Genomic DNA, 18,969 nt, shown 5'->3' on the forward strand with positions numbered 1-18,969 from the left:
ATCTTCTCAATCTCGCAGCCCTCGGTCTTCCAGAAGATGTTCTGGGCCATGAGGTCGATAGCCGCAGCCTGGGTACGCTGGGAGATGCCAACAGCCAGAGCGGTGCGAGTGAGGTTGAGCACGTCGCCGCCCTCGGTGTGGAACGGAGCGTCGCGGCGGAACCACAACGGGGTGCCCTTGTAATCGGGGTGGTACTTGAAGATGTACTTGCCGTAGAGCGTCTCACGATTACGGGTGACGGAGTACATGCGGTTCAAGTTCACGCCGTTGCCCACGCACGCGAACGGGTCGCGGGTGAAGTACAGGTTCGGCATGGGGTCGATGATCAGGTCGCTCTGCTTGTCGCTGTGATCGCTGACCAGATCGTCGAGGGTGGCGGACGATGCGAGCGGCATGTCGATTTCGCTCTTGGCAACGCCAGCCATCGTCTTCTTCACGAATTCCAGGTCGTCCGTGAAGGTGTTCAGATACTCGCGAACAATCGCGGGCATCTTCTGGCCATGAATGCCAGCCTCGGCCAAGTACTGGTCGAGGAACTCGTCACGAGCACCGGGGTTCGCTGCGAAAGCTTCTGCGACGAGCTTCTCGAGGTACAGAACCTCGACGCCCTGCTCGCGAAGAATCTCAGCAAAGCGGTCATGCTCTTGCTGGGCGACTTCCAGGTACGGAACGTCGTCAAAGAGCAGACGCTCAAGCTCATCGGGCGGAAGATTGAGCAGCTCGTCGCCGGGGCGATGCAGGCACACCTTCTTCAGCTTACCGATTTCGCTCGTTACATGAATACCATTCATACGAGCCTCCTTTTTCCTCTCTCTTGTCGGTCTTCCCAAAGCCGACATCTGCATAATGACACCCAAAATTAGAAAGCGCAAGGACTTTTTTTAAGCTTCTGACCTGGTGTAACACACTTAGTTGCATTCTCGGCTTCTTTTATGCATTTTAAAACCCTGCTACACATAGGGTTTGGATAAAAACGCGCTTTTTTGTATATCTTTTTTGAAGATTTATATTGCAGCACCTATCTATTCCTGCAAATCTATCGCTTATAGACAAGGATTTACCGTGTTGTATGCAAATTGTTTGCATATATGCATACCGAATATCGCCCAGAATTGGCTGTTTTGCATAGCATAAGTCATTATATGCATTACAATGTATATGAGGGGCATTAATTGCTGAATGATATGAAAACTAATATGTCATGCGCGCATAAAGACGTTTAAAAAAAGGCCATTCGCAGGGAATGGCCTTTGCCTAGAGCCCGCTTCCCCTCCTATAAGCAGGGCTCTTAGTTCACCGAAGCTTTAAAAGACTCCGTGTATGAGTGCATTCTACAACGCCTCGGTTGCTGAAGTGGCGAGATTGCCCCGAAATATCGCCGGCCCCTACCCCAATCGCGAATAATTGGGGTAAAAGCAGTATCAAATAGGCGTTTTACCTTTAAAACCGCGATTCCAGCAACCCCATACGATTGACGGATGCCGCCACAAAACGACGAGACGCCGGAAACGGCAGATTCCCAAGGCAAACCGCAATCGCTGTGAACGGGTCGCAGAATGCAAGAAAGCCTTCGCGGTTTCACACCGCGAAGGCTTTCTGTTCGTGCGTCTATAAATGCGCTGTTTCGATGCTGCGCTACAGTGCGCGGCGGCTTTCAATGGCTCGGCCGAGCGTCACCTCGTCGGCAAATTCAAGATCGCCGCCAACGGGCAGGCCGCTTGCAAGGCGCGTGACTTTAATGCCGAGCGGCTTGATAAGGCGCGCCAAATACGCCGCGGTCGTCTCGCCCTCCACATTGGGATTGGTGGCGAGCACCACCTCGGCCACGCTCTCGTCAGACAACCGCGCCATAAGCTCGGTTATGTGCAAATCATCGGGGCCAACACCGTCCATGGGGGAAAGAGCGCCGCCAAGCACGTGGTAGAGGCCCGAATACGCTGCAGTTCGTTCAATCGCCGACACGTCGCGAGGCTCGCTCACGACGCATATCGTAGAGGCATCGCGGCTCGCCGAGGCGCACACCTCGCACACATCGCCTTCCGCGTAATTGAAGCACCGAGAGCAAAAATGCACCGCATCTTTCACCTCGACGATTGCGTCAGCGAGGCGCAACGCGGAGTCGCGCGGAGAATTGAGCAGCCAGTACGCGATACGCTGGGCACTTTTTGGGCCTACGCCCGGCATGCGCTCAAGCTCGTCGAGCAGCTTTTGGATGGCCGGAGCCGATTCCACGAATAACGCCCGCTTACATCAAGCCGGGGATATTCATGCCGCCCGTTGCCTGGCCAATGCGAGCGGAACCCTGGGCGGAAACGGCGCGCAGAGCCTCGTTCACGGCGGCGCACACCATGTCCTGCAGCATATCAGCATCTTCGGGGTCGATCGCGGCGGGATCGATGGTGATGGACTGCACCGTCATATCGCCCTGGGCGACAACCTTCACCATGCCGCCGCCGGCGGTGGCCTCGGCGGTCATCGTTTTGATTTCTTCCTGGGCCTTCGCAAGCTCGGCCTGCATCTTCTGCGCCTGGCGCATCATTTGCTTCATATCCATGAACGTTTCTCCTTTTGATACACGCCACGCTGCCGCGGCGATTTCACACTGGCTTGAAAGCCTACCATATTCCGCGCGAACGCATTCGCTTGGGAAAGGTTTCGCGCAAGGTCATCGCTCTTCTGTAACCTTGTTCATATTCACGCCGAATGACGCGAAAATCTCCTCGACCGACATTTCACCCGAAGCTCCAGCGGATGCACCCGCGTATTCGACGGGCTCGCGGGAGCCCTGCCCGCCACCGATGCCCTGCGGCATCGCGCGATTCGCAAACGGGTTCGGACGCGAAGGCGGCGCTGGAATGGGCGCGGGCGGTTCAGCGGGAAACTCAGGTTCCGCGACCGGCGCAAGCTGCGACTCAGCCTCCGCCGCTGCAACGGGCGCGGGCTGAAGGGATTGGCCCGAAGACAAGCTGTCGGAAGAAGACCCTTGTCCCTCCCCTTCTTGTCCACCGTCACAGCCCTCGCGCAATGCATCAAGGTCGCGGCCCTCGAGCAGCTTCGCATCTTGAGGCATTGGCCAGCCTTTGGGCTTCACCATGCCCTTGGCCTTTTTCTTCGGGTCAGGGGCAGAATCGAAGCCAAGCTCCAGCGCCACAGGGAACGGGTCAACCGGATCGGGGCCCACCACGAGCATCGCATCGCCGAATTCCGCAACCGCCTCGGCGAGCTTGTCGGCAGCAGTTTTGCGCTTCTTCGCGGGCGCGCTTTCAGGCGCGGTCTTCGGCGCCTGGCCAGCGCTCGAAGAAACGGTTGACTCGGTTGCCTGAGCCGTCGCCTCGGGCTGCGCTGGCACTCCCCTTCCAATGCCTTCAGGCATTTTCCTTCCTGCGAAGGGATTGTTTTTCGCAGGTTTCGCGAAGACGGCAGGCTCACCAGGCCGGGACGCGGCTTCCCGATGCGACGGCGCCCCAGCGGTTAGGCTCGCATCAGGCTCAGTAAAAGGGGGCTGCTCCCCTTCAGGCATATAGGCAGCGATATCAGCGTCGGTATACGGCACCACGTCATCTTCCCACGGCGGTGCGGCGACGGCCTGCGGCGCTTGGCGCGAAGGGCCGGCCGAAGGCGCCTGGGCTCGAACCGATTGCTGAGCGCGGTGCACAGCAGCCGGAACAGCCGGAGCAGCGGGCGCCGGCGCGGACGCAGATGCGACGGGAGCAGCGCCACCGGCCGCAGAACCCTGAGTCACGCGGAACGGAACAGGGCCGCCGAATGACGCGGAAAGCGCCGACTCGATTGCGGCGGTAATGTCGGGTTTCTGAGCGGCAGAAAACGCGAACGAATTCTCGGGCGAGAATTCGATGGCAATTCCCGACGCATCAGGCTCGGCCACGATACGCGCCGAAAGCAGCAGCGCACCATAAGCGGCTCGCTGGCGCTTCAAATCGGCAAGCGCGGTTTGCCATCCGCGCTGCAGGGCGGCCGGGTTGGAAAGTTTCGCTTTCACGTCGCTCGACGCAACGGCGGGAACAGCAGAAACAGCAGCAGGCGCAGCGGGGGCCGCCGCGACGGAAGCGGCGGCAGCAGGAGCAGCGGCAGGTGCCGCAGCGCGCGCCGGCGCAGCTTGAGCTTGCGGAGCAAAACCTTGCGACTGCGGCTGAGCTTGAGGAACAGCCGTACGTTGGGCGCGGCGACGCTCGAGCTGGGCGCGAAATTCCGCCGCCTTGTCAACCATGGCAGCACCCTGCGAAGCAGGCTGGGCCGCCGGCTGCGTTTGCGCAGGTCGCGGGATGGGACGCTGGAATTGGCTAGCTTGGGCAGGCGACGACGGCGCGGCGGGCTGGGCGGCTACAGCGGGAGCCGCAACGGGCTGCCTATACCCTGCATTCGCCGCGGGAGGAACGCTCGCCGGCTGCTGCGCCATGGCGGCAGGCTGAGCTGCAGCAGGTGCTGCAGCCGCGCCCTGCGCCAGCGCGCGCTCGAGTACTTCGACGCGCGCAGCAAGCGATTCAAGCGTAAGGTCGCTTTGCGGGCGCACCATGCGCGTGAGACCAATCTCAAACGACAGGCGCGGATTGGTCGACGTGCGCAATTCCGTATTCAAATCGCCCAGCACGCGCAAGATATACGCGAGGCGATCGATTCCAAACATTTGAGCCTCGCCCGACATGCGCGGCAGCGAGCTTTGCGGCGCGTTCACGGCAACCGCCCCATCGGTGAGCGACAGCACATACAAATCGCGCACGTACGCGGCCAAGTCGCGCACGAATCGAGCCAAGTCGGCACCCGTTTCCACATATTCGGAAACCCAGGTGAAGCACGCCGCCGCATCGCGCGTGGCAATCGACCGAACAATGCCACTCATGTCGTCGACGTCGAGCGAGCCCAGAACGTCGTTGGCAACTTCCATGGTCACGTTGCCGTCGCCGAACGCGATAAGTTGTTCGAGCATGGTAAGCGCATCGCGCATTCCGCCCTGGGCGCGATGAGCCACCAAATCGAGGGCGTCGCCTTCAAACTGCACGTCTTCCGCCGTGCACACGGCGCCCAAGCGAGCAATAATCTCCTCGTTGCTCAGACGGTGGAAATCAAAGCGCTGACAGCGCGATTGAATGGTTTCGGGAACTTTTTGAGGATCGGTGGTGCACATGATGAACACCACGTGGCTCGGGGGTTCTTCGAGCGTTTTCAGCAGCGCGTTAAACGCCGCGATCGAGAGCATGTGAACCTCGTCGATGATATAGACCTTGTAGCGCCCGCGCGTGGGAGCATATTGAACGCGACCGATAATTTCCTCGCGCACATTATCGACGCCCGTGCGGCTTGCCGCGTCGAGCTCGTAGACATCGGGATGGTTACCCTCGGCAATGGCGAGGCACTGTTCGCACGTGCCATCGGGAGCGGGCGTGGGCCCCTTTTCGCACAAAAGCGCCTTGGCGAGCAGACGTGCCGTCGTGGTTTTGCCCGTGCCGCGGGGGCCGCAGAACATGTAGGCGTGGCCTACTTTGTCTTGCTCGATGGCGTTTTTGAGCGTGCGCTCGATATGGGTTTGGCCCACCACGTCTTCAAACGTTTGCGGGCGGTACTTGCGGTATAAGGCTTCCGACATCGCGTAGGTCCTTCGCATTCGTGTGCGGCGCTCGCGGCGCCTTGTGCATTCCGCCCTATTATAGAAGAAGCGCCCGGGGTTGCCGGACGCTTCTGAAAGAGTTCGCCGTATTGATAGAAGCTCGCCCGCTAGATTTTCTTCGAGATAGTGCTGAAGCAGGTATAGGACGCATCGTCGGTTTGCACCGATGCGTTGTAGACAATCATCCCATTCTCGGTGTACCCATCGCCGCCAGCAAATATGCCTACGACCATCGGTTTGCCGTTTGAGGCCGTGCCCGTAAGCGTTGCCGTCACACGATGCGTGCCCGCTTCGGTGGGTGCAGAATACAGTGTACCTTTCACGGTGGCATCGATCGTGACATCGGTATCGTCGGTAACGCTTCGCAGAGCGGCAGCGGCGGCATGGTTGGAATGCTTGCCGCGCGTCCAAGTAACGTTCGCGGTTACTTCGCCCGTTTTCTCATCGAGGCTCACGATGTCGATCTTAGTAAGGCAGCCGCCCTTGTCGGTATCGGCATCGAACTGATCATATGTCGCTACGAGTGGGCTGTAGCTCACAGAGGCAGAGTTGCTTGCGCTCGCATCGGGCGCCCACGACGCGCCATCGAAGCGATAAACGTACTTCACATCGCCCTGCACGCTTTCAAACCATTCGGGCTCGTACGCCACCGAAACGGTGCACGTTTGAGCATCTTCATCAAAATCGATGCCTTGAATATTTTCCAAATCAGACGAGCTCAACGTGCCCTGGGGGTCATATACGATACCCGAAACGGCCTTCGTCGAAGCGTTCGATGTCTCGAAGTTCGGCACATAGGAATCGCCGTCTTTCGCATAGGTTGCCACAACGTCCATCGTGGTGCGGAAGGCGCTGTTCTCAAACGTCGCCTTGGCATTGAACACATTCGCGCCGTCGTCAGCCACGTGGGAATCGGAAACATCGAACGCAGTAAGCGCGTAATCGTCGTTGTCAACATAAGGGCTTTGCACCAAAACGCCATCGGAAACCAAGGATTCCTCGGTCGCCTCGAAATCACTTTGCACCTGCGACTGTTCAACTTCCACCTTCGGAGAAGCGCAGCCGGCAAGGGCAGCAAGCGCGCAGGCCGCAAACGCAATCGCAACAGTGGCACGCAGCCATGAGGCATGGTTCATTTTCAAACGCTTCATTTGCATCACAACTTCCACGACGCAACCCAAAGACCCCGGGCATTCATCCAGCCTTCTGAAGTAACAGGCGCGGCACCGCCCACCGCCTCGGCGGTACCGTACACAAGACCACCTGCGGCAACAAGGGATTGATCGTCGGAATTGAAGTTATCCAAACGAGGAACAGCCGTCCATGCGCCGGAATCGTCGATGATGCCCCAATCGTCTGTCGCGAAATCTTTTGCATACGCCATGCCATCGGCAAACGGCTTGGCTTCCGAGAAGAGCGGCTGAATCTTCCATTCGCCCGATTTCGCATCGAGGTAACCCCACAGGCCCGAAACCGAATCCTGCGCAGCAACCATTCCGCCGCCCGCGTGGTTAATGCCGCCCCACAAGTCGACAAGCGTTGCCCATTGCGTAGACTTCGCTGTCGGGTCTTTCACGAGGGCGCCCGTTTTATCGATAAGACCATATGCCGTGGTGCCATTCATGCCAGTGTAACCTGCTTTGGCCCACATGTCGTTGCCCTGCAACCTTATAGTGGCATATCCGTCGTAAAAAGGCCCCGCGGCAGCAATGCTCACGCCATCGTGGCCAGAACTCGCGCTGAGTGCTTCATTGCCTTTGCTGTCAACGTAAACGGCCTTGCCATCTTTGATGCCTTCGAAGCCCACGCCATCGTGGAAGAAGATGGGCTGCTTGTAGCAATAGCGATCGGTTTCGGTAGAGCTTTTCGCCGAGTCGAGCGTCCACGCACCGTTCTTGTCAATCGCAGCATAGGAATTATTGTGCTTAATGCCGTTTTTCTCGTCGTCGAGCTTACCCGAAACGAACGCCACGCCGTCACTGAACGACGTGGCGGCAATGTACCCGCTCACCACGAGTTCGCCTTGGGCATTTACGAAACCTGCACCCTTGTCTTCGGAGTACACCAGGCCAAACCCATCGCTGAACATGCGCGCTTGCTCGTATTCGGGCTCGATAGCCCATTCGCCCGACTTGTCAATATAGCCCCATTTTTCGGTATCGGGATCTTGTGCAGGGAACGGATCATCGTTCATCACGCCGCCCGGCAAATCATAGGCGCATCCAAAATCGGGGAAATAGGACTTTGTCCCGTTGTTCGGCGAATACGTCGTCACAAGACTGGGCGATTGCCCCGGCAAACTTCCAAGCGACTCGAACTGGCACGGAATCACTTGCGTCCCCGCCGCATCGACAAAACCCCATAAATTCGTTTCGGAATCTCGCACCGCATATAAATAGCTGCTGCTTTGTGCATTCTGCGCGTTTGCCGTCTGCGATTGGGATTCCGTTTCAGAAGCATATGCTACCTGATTGCACGGTACTCCCGCAGCCAAGCAGGCTGCAGCGAGCATGCATGCAACAGAAATGCCAGCAACCGCAAAGCCGTGCGTGCGCAGCGCATTTTTTGCAACGCTCATGTGCGTTCCCACCTTCCCTTCGTCGTTTCCTTTGTCTGTATTATAGAAAGAATGGGTCGGCAGTATTAAGCGATTTTAAGCGGGTAAATTTATTTTTACCTTAGCCCAAGACTTCGGAACGCGCTTTCGCAAGCGATTCGCCCCAAGAAGAATCTTCGTGGCAAAGAACGCACGCTCAGCAGCAACCCGCCAATGCAAAAGGCACGCCCCGAGGAGCGCGCCTTTCAATATATATATAGGTATATAGAGGTACGGTTCAGGCAAGTCGCATTATTTCGCGTGTTCGAAATACGATGCGGCAAACAGCGTTATTTCGCGTGCTTGGCGTTCTTCGTTTTGTCGCCCTTCTTCGAACCCATCGCCGCTTTCACCGCGCCAATAAACGCGGGCGCCACCGACACCGCGACAATGCCCAAAACGATGACCTCGAAGTGGTCCTGCACAAACGGAATGCCGCCGAAGAAGTAACCCACGAGCACGAACAGCGAAACCCACGAAATGCCGCCAATGGCGTTGAACAAGGTGAACTTGCCGAAATTCATGTGGCCCGTGCCCGCGATGAACGGCGCAAACGTGCGGAAGAACGGCATGAATCGCGTAATGACGATGGTAAGGCCGCCGTATTTCGCGAAAAAGTGGTCGAGCTTGGCCATGCGCTCGGGCGTGAGCGCCTTGATTTTGCCAGAATCGATGATGCGCGCGCCGAAGAAGCGGGCGATCCAGTAGTTCGACGTGTTGCCCAAAATGGCAGCCGCATAGAACACGATGAGCGTGGCCCAGATATTCAAGCCACCGCCGTCGGCGGAAAACACGCCCGCCGCGAATAGGAGCGAGTCGCCCGGCAAAAACGGGAAGAACACCAGGCCCGTTTCAATGAACACGATAAGGAACAGCGGCGTGTAGACCCACACCGCACCAAGCGAAATGATCCAACCGGCAATAGCGCCTCGCGGATCGGAAAGCAAGTTCAAAAAGAATTGGATGACGTTCACGAATGACCTTTCATCTGGAATAACTCCAAGGAACGATAGCCTGAAGCCGCTTCGTTTCCAAAAAACGTTACCCCGATTTTGCAAAAAGAGGGGCCATGCGGCCCCTCTGAACATGCCAATGCCTTGGATAGGCGTGGGCGCTCGCCAGAGGCCCCTTATGGCTGCTTCGTCCCCGACCTGACCAGGTTCGGAACATGGCGCCGCCCAAGCCCATCCAAGGCATTTGGAACTTGACCAGTATACCCGAGCCAACAAAGGGACGCAGCCCTTCGCGTTCCGCGCAACAAAAAACCCACGGACTCTCCGCGCCCGACGAAAGCGAGGTATGAAACCTCGGAAAGACCGAAGGGCGAAAAGATTGGTCGTTCAATCGACGCCCGCGCTTCGCCGTTGCGCTATACTCTCGCCGTTGAAAGGGGCCACATGAATACGCATGAACACAATTCGCATTTCGCACTTGCAGCGAAGCATGCGCTTTCCGACCCCCACGCGCTCACCCCGCTCGTTCTGCTCATGGGCTTTCTGGGCGCTTCCCTTCGCTATGCGTTGGAAATGGCTCTGCCCGCGCAAGGGGGCTTTCCCGCAGCCACGCTCATCGTGAACATCTTCGGCTGCTTTACTTTGGAAATCATCAATCAATATGTGGGCCGGCGCACGCAGCTGCCCGCGCCCCTCGTGAAATCAATGGGCGTTGGACTCGTGGGCGCGTTTACCACCATTTCCGCGTTCTCGACCGAAAGCCTCGCATTCTTGCAGGCGGGACGCTACGGGATTTTCGCGGCATACATGGCCGCGACTATCGCGACCACGTTCATTGCGGCGCTTGCCGGACACCGCGCGTCGCGCGCGCTCGAAGCGCATCGCGCCCGCAAGGCGGAAGAAGGCGTTGCGTGATGAACGTGCTCTCGTTTTTGGCGGTAGGCCTCGGCGGCGCGCTCGGGGCGCTGTGCCGCCACAAAGCCTCGACCTTCATGAAGCTGATTTTCAAAAGCGCGTTTCCCTGGCCGACCTTCTTCATCAACCTGTGCGCATGCACCATTGCAGGCGCGGCGCTCGCCGGGTGCTTGGCGCTGAACCAAACCTTTTATACGGCACTGACCATGGGTTTTCTTGGCGGCTTCTCCACGCTTTCGACCATGAATTGCGAAGCCGTCGATCTTGTGCTTGGCGGAAAGCGCGCTTTGGGCGTTGCATATGTGGCCGCAACCTATGCATGCACGCTTGGCGCCGCAGCGCTTGGGTTCGCTGTGACGCATCACATTCTTTATTAGTTTCTTATTGATACCTTTAGAAGAACGTCACCGTGATCGCAATCGCAAGCAGAGCTATGCTTGCCGCCATGCCGGCGTAATCGCAAGCAGCAAAAGCGTATTCGTCATAGCCGCTTTCCGCAGTGCGCAGGCCAAAGCCGCGCATTTCTGCCGCGAGCGCCGAAGCGTTGACCTTGCGCACCGACCCAACGAGCAACGGCACGCAGAGCGGCGCCATAAGGCGAATCTTGTGCGCCATGCCGCCTTCGTCCATGTTCACGCCGCGCGCTGTTTGGGCCTCGGTGATTGCGCGCATATCGCTCATGAACAACGGAATGAAGCGAATGGCGGAAGTGAACGTGAATGCATAGCGATACGGCACATGTGCGACTTTGACCAGCGCATTCGTTATATCGGAAAGCTTGGTGACCCTAAGTGCGATGTAAAGGGGAATGCTCGCCGCCACCAGACGAACCATGGTCGTCGCGGCCGCAAGCAGGCTGCCCGTGCCAATATAGCCCCACGGCAACGCGACCAACAGTGCGCCAGACGGCGTGCTCAATACTTGGATGATTGCGAGAATCAGCGAGAAGAGCAGCACTGCTCGGGCGAGCCCCAGCGTGGGGCCAACCAACGTGCTCGCTGCGGCAAGGGCGAACCCTGCCGCGACCATGCCCAAGAGGAACAGCAGACTCGACGAGCAGAAGCACGCAACGCACAGCACAATGGCGCATACGAGTTTCGCTATAGGATTCATTCGGTGAAGAACGCTCTCGCCTTCGACGTATTCCATAAAGTTCGACATATTGGGCAACCTTTCTTCAGACGCGCGCATCAAGACGGCGAGCACGCGGTATCGACCTGTTAAATGCTCGTAGCGTTTAACAGGTAGACGAGCTCGGGGCGCTGAGCGAGCTCACACGTCAAACAAGAAGCACGACACCTCGCCCCAACTCCAACCAAAACCTGTTAAACGCTGCGAGCATTTAACAGGTTTAAGCGGGCGCGAAACGGCGCGAAACGGTGAAGCCGCGCAGGGGTTAAGCCGCCGAGCGATTCAGAGCGCGGCGCAGAGGAAGAATCAGGATCTGCACGAGCAGCGCATTGAACATCGCCGTGCCGAATACCATAACGGCATAGGTCACCAGGGCGACAGGAATCGCGATGCCGTTCATCGCAGCGAGCAGCAGCACGAACATGTAACCCGAAACGACAGTGGCAAGGAAAGTCGAGGCAATCGGGCTCGCATCGAATTTGCCAAACTTCAGGGGAAGCATGATGAGCAGACCCATAGCCAAGCCGCCCAAAGTTTCAGACGCGATATTCAAAAGCGGCGTTGCGGCAAGCATGGGAATTTGGCAAATGAGGCCAGCGATCAGGCCGATGCCCATAGCCTGCAGGGGTTTCGGGCGAACGAGAAGAATGGCCAGGCAGTACATGGCGATAATGAAATTCGGCTTCATGCCGGCAAACGAAAGCACGCTGCCAAGCGTGAGCTTCAAAATGGCACCAGCCGCAAGCAGAACGGCGACGAGGATGAGCGCAGATGTATCGAGCGCACCGGTCTTCTTTTCGGCGGCGACGGTGCGAGGTTGGGCGGTAACTTCAGACATGGTAGATTCCCTTCGGAAAAGCCGCGCGAAGCGGCGCGCGGTTTACTGGAGTGGAGGCGCGCGGGCCGAAATGGGCGATTGCGCATGAGCTGGCACTTTCGCGACCAGGCGTCTAAGACCGGGAACCAGAAAAAGGAACGAAAACGAAAAAGGCTCCCGGTCAAACCGGGAGCCTTGCATACGCGATTAAGGGCGCGAGCAGCTCACGATCGACCGACCGTTTCGACACCGCGCCACCACCAGTTCTTGGCGTTTTTGGAAACCATGGCAGTGTATGCGATGCGAGCCAACTTCGTGCTCCTTTCTAAAACTTACGATGCGGGATGCCCCGCGCTAACGTTGCGAATACTTTATCACAGTAAAGCGCGATAGCAACCAACATTTTTAGTATGATTTATAAAAATAAGGTTTCTCAACGTAACTATTGACGAAGTGCGTACCCTAGATTGCGGTTTGCGAAAAGACACATCAAGATTCGCACGAAAACGCCTGGTCGCGACTTTTGGCTCGATGCCTTCATGCGACAAAACCAGAACAGGGTACGCACTTCGTAAAAACTTTATTTGCGATACATAGTTTCTAAAGGAAACTCCTATCCAATGCCGCCGAGCGCGATGCCCAGGATAATCACGAGCGCTGTAAGCCCCACGAACACGTAGCGCGCCATGGGCTCGAACCACGCCCCCAAAGGCTTTTTGCGACCGAGCTGCGCTTGGGCCTTCGCGAAACCCCTCGGGCACACCCAGAAGAACATGATCGCCGCGCACAGCGCACCCAGAGGAATCGCGTAGATCGAAACGAAATCCATCCACGCCCCCACGGCATTGCCATCTTCGATAAACACGCCTACGCCAAGCGCCACGACGAACACAGCGAGAACCGCAGCCCAACGCGGCATGTTCAGCTGGCTCTGCAGTGCCTCAATGGGCGGCTCGAACAAGTTCACCAAACTCGTAAGCGCAGCGCACGCCACCGCCAAGAAGAACAAGAAGCAGAACAGACCACCGAACGGCATATCGGCAAACACCTGGGGCAACGTGATGAAGAGCAGCGGCGGGCCGGAAAGTGGGTCGACGCCAAGCGCGAACACCGCGGGAATAACCACCATGGCAGAAAGCACCGCGGCAAGCGTCGAAAACAGCACCACGTTTTTGGCCGACGACACAACGTCGACGTCGTTCTTCAAATAGCTGCCGTACACCAGAGTGCCGCTTCCTGCGAGCGACAATCCAAAGAATGCCTGGCCAAGGGCCAAAACCCACGTTTGCGGATTCGCGAGCGCCTCCCAATGGGGCACAAACAAATAGGCATAGCCGTCAAGCGCGCCCGGCAGCATGGCCACGCGCACAAGCAACACGCAGAACAAGACGAAGAAAATGGGCATCATGATTTTATTCAGGCGCTCAATGCCGCGCGAGACGCCGAACGCCATAACGGCCAGCGTAATGGCAAGCGCCGCCACATGGTAGCCAACGCTGCCAAAAGGCCCCGCGATCGACCCGAAGAACGCCGCCATATCGGGCTGCGTCACCAGCGTTCCGCACGCAGCCTCGATGAGATACTTAATGAACCAACCGATGACCACGGCATAACCAATGGCGATGCCGAGCGCGCCCAGCACGGGAATAATGCCAATAACGCGACCGATTTTGTCGCCGTTTTTCACGCCGCGCATTTCGAGCGCCTTCGAAAACGCGCCCATGGGACCCGTGCCCATAGCGCGACCAAACGCCATTTCGCCAATGACGCCCGTAATGCCCAGCACTACGACGAAGAACAAATAGGGAATCAGGAACGCCGCGCCGCCATATTGGGATACGCGATACGGGAACAGCCAAATGCCCGAAAGGCCCACCGCCGAGCCAATGCAGGAAATGATGAATGCGGTTTTGCCGCTGAACGAGTCTCGCGACGAAGTGGTTTCGGCCATAGGGGCCCCTTTCTGAATTGCAACCTGCTCACGATAGCAGACTTCATGTTCGGGCCGCATGCCAAACGAACATTTCGCTGGCCAATACACGCGCAGGGAACCGCATCGGGCTAGAGCGATGCGAATCGATCGATGTCGAAGCGCGCAAACGAGCGGCTTCCAAAAAAACGGGCATCTTCCATCTTCGGAAACCAATCCCGCCTCCGTCAACGCAAGCGCGCGAGCGCAATCCCCGCCTTCCCACGCCCGCGCCCAAGCCGAAGCGCACACCGAGCCCAAGCCGAAACGCACGCCCGCGCAGCCGCGAATGTTACCAAGGTAACGAAACGGCGGCATTTAGCACTCTCACTTGAAGAGTGCTAAAAAGCTCCTATACTGCAAATTGTCAAAAGAAAGAGCGAGGCGATGGCCCCGTACGAGAAAGGCAGTGAGTCATGATGTTGGTACCTGCACGTAGGAACGATTTCTTGAGCGACTTTTTGAGCGACCCTTGGGATATGGGATTCTTCGGAAACCGTCCGCAAGGCCAGAAGCCCGCACCGGCCATGATGAAAACCGACATTAAGGAAACCGAGAAGGCTTTCGAGCTTGACATCGATTTGCCGGGCTTCAAGAAGGAAAACGTTCACGCCGAGCTGCAAGACGGCTACCTTACCGTGAGCGCGAACACCGAAACCGAGACCGAAGACAAGGATGAACAGGGCACTTACCTTCGCAAGGAGCGCTTCACCGGCAGCTGCAGCCGCAGCTTCTATGTTGGCGACGATATTTCCGAAGACGACATTTCCGCGAAATTCGAAAATGGCATTTTGAAGGTTACCGTGCCCAAGAAGCAGCTCCCCGCGCCCGAAGAGACCAAGAAGGTCATCGGCATCGAGTAATCGATTCCCGAGTCTCCCCTTTCCACGAGAAGAGCCGGCCCGCGCAATGCGGGTCGGCTCTTTTTGCTACTGATAAGAAGTGGGCCGCGAACAACAACCAGGCTCTTTCGTTATTTCGACTTCACCTCGCCCAGCATGCGCTCAATCAAATACCCTTCGCGCACGCCGCGGTCGCAAATGCGCAAGCGCGCCCCATCGAGCTCATCAAAAACTTCGACAAGAATCGCCAGCCCGCACACGATGGTATGAATTCGCTCAGGCGAGACGTGCAAAACCGCGTCGATGAACGTGCGGCGATGTTCGACGACGTCGCGCAACATGCGATTCACATCGTCGCGCGTGATTTCTTCGCTCGAAGCGCCAGGCACGAGCCATGCGTTCACTTCCGAAAGCGCACGAATAGAACCGCCGACCCCATAAAGCTCCGAAGCGGAGCCAGCGCAGGCGCCCGTCTTGTCGGCGGCAATAAGCCTGCGAACGCTCGCACGAATGGCCGAAATCTCGTTTTGGGTGGGCAAAATATCGCCCACAAAACGCTTGTATGAAGAAAGCGACCCCTGGGGCAGGCTCGTGCGCGCAACGTCGACGCCATTTTCAATAACGGTAATCTCGGTTGACCCGCCGCCAATATCGATAAGGGCGCCGTTGTCCAGCGCGCCACGCGACGACGCGCCCACAAACCCCAAATGAGCCTCGTCGCTGTTCGAAAGCAACGAAATCGAGCAGCCCGCGCCTTGCTCGATCGCGGCAATCGCCTGCGCGCTGTTCGAAACATTGCGCAGCACGGCGGTTGCGAACACGTCGACGCGATCGGGCGACAAATAGCTCGCGCGCTTCAGGCATTTTTTCACCGCCAGAATAGCCTCGGCTATGCCTTCATCGGAAAACGCCCCATCGACGATATACGCCGCCAACCCCGCCATGATCTTGCGATTCATAATGGTTTTGAACTTGCGTTTCTCGGGGCACAACACGTCATAGACGCACAAGCGCACGGTGTTTGACCCAACGTCGATGACTCCGTAGTTCATAGAGCGATTCCGCCTTTCGAATTTCGAGATGCAACATTTAAGTATACCGATTGGCGCGAGACGCACGTAAAGCGCATGTCAAATCGCCAGAACGCAGCAGCAAATCCCCATTCGCAAGCCCATGGCGCCTCGCGACTGAAACTAGTTTTTTACCCGGTTAAAACCCATTTTATATAGATGACATTGTTTCTACTATGGAGGCATCAAAGCTCGGCGACGAAAGGAACCACCATGAAATGCCCCTTCTGCGGATACGACCTGCCGAATGATGCCGCCTTCTGCGCATCGTGCGGAAAGAACGTGAGCGACGCTTCGACGGCGACCACGGGAAACATCGAGGGCGACGAGGGCGCCACGCAACCCACACAACCCATGCAGCCCACGCAACCCATGACCACGCCGAACGAAGCGCCCGGCAACGCAGAAAACGGTGCGCCCGACGCGGCCGACGTGGCCGCCGCGTTCGGAGAGCCGGCCGACGCGTGCGGCGAACCAGCTCATTTCGGCAGCTCAATAGGCAATTCCTCCAGTTCGTACCAAATGAACACCGCCGCATCGCACGCTGGGCAATTCCTCGCGACCAAAAAAGGCAAAGGCATCGTCGCCGGCGTCGTTGCCGCTGTGGCAGCCATCATCGTAGCGGCCGTCGTTGGTTTCAACATGGCGAACAGCGTGCCCGAAGACACCGTGCGTCAAGCGCTTCAAAACAGCTCGACCATAACCGACGGCGTCGTGGCAAACGACTACGTCACCGCCCAGCCTTACAACCTGAAAAGCTTCAAGATCGACAAGCAGGAAGACGAATCGACGGGCGAAATCGGCGTGGCAATTACGGGCAGCGACAAGGCGCGCCATGTCTATTTCTCGGGGTCGATGGAAAACGATTTCTTCAAGACCGACTTCACGGGCGAGGCGTATTACGTCAAGCAGGGAGATTCGTGGGTCAGCCTTCTTGGGCCCTCCATCACCGGCAACACCACCACGCCGCTGCAGGGCGTCGCGCGCATAAGCCAAGCCACGGGAAACGACGACTACGAAATCTCGAATTTCTCGTCGACGCTTGATTCCAGCAACGGCGCCTACACCTCTACCGCCACGCAAGACGTTTCGTATACCTTCTGGTTCGCGACCGACACTGCCACCAATACCCGCACGTTCGTTTTCGACGGCAATTGCTGGAAGCCCACGGGCGATACGGCGGTTTCCAACATGCACACGGCAACGAACTTCGCCGGCAAGAAATTCGAATACACCGATACAGGAAGTGGACTGTTCAAAACGGGCACGACCAATTCGACTATCGAATTCACGAGCGATGGCGAAAATGACCAGGTCGCAGCTACGTATTCGCTCGATTGGAAATACTCGGGCGACACCTCGAAGGGCTCTTCCGGCCAGTATTACCTGCCCGTCAACCTTTCGGGCAACCTCACCGGCACAATTGAGCACGAATTCGGCAAAGACAATTTCAGCATCGAGCTCAACGACACCGAAAACCAGGTAACGTTCACGGGCGGCGAATCGTATGCAACGATTTCGGCGGGCGACGGCGAGTCGAACACCATGTCGCTTTCTGCCGCGACGAACACGAAGTATTTCGAAAGCCCCTTCCAAACCTCGACGTACCGCATGAGCATGGGCACCTACGTAGAAAAGGCGTAGGACGAGCAGACGCTCAACCGCTCCGACCGCCGGGCAGCCCGAATCGGCCCTATCGCGTTATTTGGCGATTGCCTCAATCGAGGATTGGCCGATTGAGCTACCCGGCATTGCTTTATATGCAACACACCGCAGGCGCCGCTTCGCTCGCTACCTTGCCTTCTTCAAAGCCTTCATTCGCCGCTCAACGTATTTTTGATCGAACACGCCTTCGGCGATGCAACGTTTCGCGAGGTCGCCCGAGCGCTGGGCGATATCGTCATCGACGTCATGCTTAAGCTCGACCCACGTTGCGAGCATATGGCGAACCTTGTCGCACGCGACGCCGCTCGCCTGTTTTGGGAAAAACGCAGCTGCGATTTCGCTCACGCTGTCGCCTTCCGCATACGCCTGGCGAATATCGATTTGCAGTTGACGGGTTTTGTCATTTTTCGCGGCCGTCTTGCATTCTTCGCTGCAGAACTTCTTCGGCACGCCGCGGCGACGGGCGAGCGAAAACGCCTTGCCGCACCGGGCGCAATATCCGATTTTCACGTCGCCGAGCTTTCTCGAGAACAAAAACCAAAGGTACGCGAGATAGGTATCGAAGCTCAGGAAATCGTCGTCTTCGGTGGAGCGGAACAAATCGACGCGCACGCCTTCCAAATGCAGCGAAATCAACGCCTGAACCAAATGGCGCAGCGAAACGACATCCTCTTCCGTCAGCACCGATTCGCGCACATCGAGCTTTCCTTCGACGGTTGTCGCATCGAATTGGACCGAAGAATCGCTTTCATCGCCTTCTTCTTCCGCAAACCCCGCGATATTCCTTTTTGCCTGTTCAATGAGCTCGTCTGCGTGGGCGCCATCGTAGAAGCACGAAAGCACCAGGGCAAAGTCGAGCGGCGTAATTTCACGCTCGAACGAGAAAAGCGTGACCGTAAGATAATCAATCCCGTCTGGGTCGTGCTCGATGTCACCTATCACGTAGTCGAATTCGTCGCCCACGAATTTCTTCAGCCACGGCATGCTTGGCATATGCGCCACGTAGCCATTTTCCCTAGCGACATCAACAGCGAACGAAATAGCGAAAATCGAGAAGTCGTTTCCCGTTTCAACGTTCTTCACCAGGGTTTTCGCGACGAGCGCTTCCGACTGCGATTCTTCGTCGGCTCGCAACACCGCGAACGGCTTGCCGCCATTCACCACTTCCTGCACCGTGACAACCGCGCGGGCCACATTCGCCGCGCTTTGCCAATCGGCAAGCGACTCGCGCACGTCCGCCCCGAACAAAGGACCTGTTTGCAAGGCCAGCGGCAGCAGCCCGTCCTTATCGACAAAGGCGAGATCCTCGATGCCGATTTGCGACGCGGGGCGCGGCGCGGCCTGATTAGAGGTCGCAAAGCGCTCGACGGCATTCGCCGGCACGAACT

The 18,969-nt window shown here is 57.6% G+C and carries 16 protein-coding genes and 1 other RNA gene; 4 read left to right on the top strand and 13 right to left on the bottom strand.

The features are described 5' to 3' along the window. From ACWI8T_RS03490 to ffs, 8 genes are all read right to left on the bottom strand, one after another. On the bottom strand, positions 1–791 hold a 791-nt coding region (locus tag ACWI8T_RS03490; RefSeq protein ID WP_449137952.1), incomplete at its 3' end, for an arginine deiminase. Positions 792–1,635: 844 nt separating this feature from the next. Further along, entirely contained in the window at positions 1,636–2,232 is a 597-nt protein-coding gene (gene recR, locus ACWI8T_RS03495; protein WP_419085556.1) for a recombination mediator RecR, read from the bottom strand. A 13-nt stretch (positions 2,233–2,245) separates the two neighbouring features. Continuing rightward, on the bottom strand, positions 2,246–2,554 hold the full coding sequence (locus tag ACWI8T_RS03500) for a YbaB/EbfC family nucleoid-associated protein (protein WP_114615190.1): 309 nt from the start codon (positions 2,552–2,554) through the stop codon (positions 2,246–2,248). 111 nt (positions 2,555–2,665) lie between these two features. Further along, positions 2,666–5,602, bottom strand: a complete 2,937-nt coding sequence (gene dnaX, locus ACWI8T_RS03505) for a DNA polymerase III subunit gamma/tau (protein ID WP_449137953.1) — start codon at positions 5,600–5,602, stop codon at positions 2,666–2,668. Positions 5,603–5,730: 128 nt separating this feature from the next. Next, complete coding sequence (locus ACWI8T_RS03510; RefSeq protein ID WP_449137954.1) at positions 5,731–6,774, bottom strand: hypothetical protein; 1,044 nt, start codon at positions 6,772–6,774, stop codon at positions 5,731–5,733. Positions 6,775–6,779: 5 nt separating this feature from the next. Then, positions 6,780–8,201, bottom strand: a complete 1,422-nt coding sequence (locus tag ACWI8T_RS03515; protein ID WP_449137955.1) for a WG repeat-containing protein — start codon at positions 8,199–8,201, stop codon at positions 6,780–6,782. Positions 8,202–8,509: 308 nt separating this feature from the next. Then, complete coding sequence (locus ACWI8T_RS03520; protein WP_449137956.1) at positions 8,510–9,193, bottom strand: VTT domain-containing protein; 684 nt, start codon at positions 9,191–9,193, stop codon at positions 8,510–8,512. Between the two features lie 122 nt (positions 9,194–9,315). Beyond that, positions 9,316–9,409, bottom strand: an RNA gene (ffs, locus tag ACWI8T_RS03525) — signal recognition particle sRNA small type. A gap of 207 nt (positions 9,410–9,616) precedes the next feature. Between ffs and ACWI8T_RS03530 the strand changes: the two genes are divergently transcribed. Beyond that, positions 9,617–10,087, top strand: coding sequence for a fluoride efflux transporter FluC (locus ACWI8T_RS03530; protein ID WP_449137957.1), 471 nt, complete (start codon positions 9,617–9,619; stop codon positions 10,085–10,087). Continuing rightward, complete coding sequence (locus tag ACWI8T_RS03535) at positions 10,087–10,464, top strand: fluoride efflux transporter FluC (RefSeq protein WP_449137964.1); 378 nt, start codon at positions 10,087–10,089, stop codon at positions 10,462–10,464. Before ACWI8T_RS03530 ends, ACWI8T_RS03535 begins: the two co-directional genes overlap by 1 nt. Positions 10,465–10,480: 16 nt before the next feature. On the opposite strand, the gene ACWI8T_RS03540 is transcribed toward ACWI8T_RS03535, so the two are convergent. The 3 genes from ACWI8T_RS03540 to ACWI8T_RS03550 all read right to left on the bottom strand — a co-directional run bounded on the left by ACWI8T_RS03540 (position 10,481) and on the right by ACWI8T_RS03550 (position 13,986). After that, positions 10,481–11,248 (bottom strand): energy-coupling factor transporter transmembrane component T family protein, encoded by a 768-nt coding sequence (locus tag ACWI8T_RS03540; RefSeq protein WP_449137958.1) that lies wholly within the window; start codon positions 11,246–11,248, stop codon positions 10,481–10,483. Between the two features lie 235 nt (positions 11,249–11,483). After that, on the bottom strand, positions 11,484–12,056 hold the full coding sequence (locus ACWI8T_RS03545; RefSeq protein ID WP_449137959.1) for a tryptophan transporter: 573 nt from the start codon (positions 12,054–12,056) through the stop codon (positions 11,484–11,486). A 592-nt stretch (positions 12,057–12,648) separates the two neighbouring features. Beyond that, complete coding sequence (locus tag ACWI8T_RS03550; protein ID WP_449137960.1) at positions 12,649–13,986, bottom strand: sodium-dependent transporter; 1,338 nt, start codon at positions 13,984–13,986, stop codon at positions 12,649–12,651. 434 nt (positions 13,987–14,420) lie between these two features. Between ACWI8T_RS03550 and ACWI8T_RS03555 the strand changes: the two genes are divergently transcribed. Continuing rightward, a complete protein-coding gene (locus ACWI8T_RS03555; protein ID WP_114615198.1) occupies positions 14,421–14,867 on the top strand; it encodes an Hsp20/alpha crystallin family protein in 447 nt (148 codons plus the stop codon). 110 nt (positions 14,868–14,977) lie between these two features. On the opposite strand, the gene ACWI8T_RS03560 is transcribed toward ACWI8T_RS03555, so the two are convergent. After that, the gene (locus ACWI8T_RS03560; RefSeq protein ID WP_449137961.1) at positions 14,978–15,898 is read right to left on the bottom strand and encodes a Ppx/GppA phosphatase family protein; all 921 of its coding nucleotides are present in this window, start codon (positions 15,896–15,898) and stop codon (positions 14,978–14,980) included. A gap of 231 nt (positions 15,899–16,129) precedes the next feature. Here ACWI8T_RS03560 and ACWI8T_RS03565 point away from each other — a divergent pair, with 231 nt between their 5' ends. Continuing rightward, complete coding sequence (locus ACWI8T_RS03565) at positions 16,130–17,560, top strand: zinc ribbon domain-containing protein (RefSeq protein WP_449137962.1); 1,431 nt, start codon at positions 16,130–16,132, stop codon at positions 17,558–17,560. A 147-nt stretch (positions 17,561–17,707) separates the two neighbouring features. On the opposite strand, the gene ACWI8T_RS03570 is transcribed toward ACWI8T_RS03565, so the two are convergent. Next, positions 17,708–18,969: hypothetical protein (locus ACWI8T_RS03570; RefSeq protein ID WP_449137963.1), on the bottom strand; the 1,262-nt coding region annotated here is incomplete at its 5' end.

The sequence above is a fragment of the Slackia sp. genome (assembly GCF_977041755.1).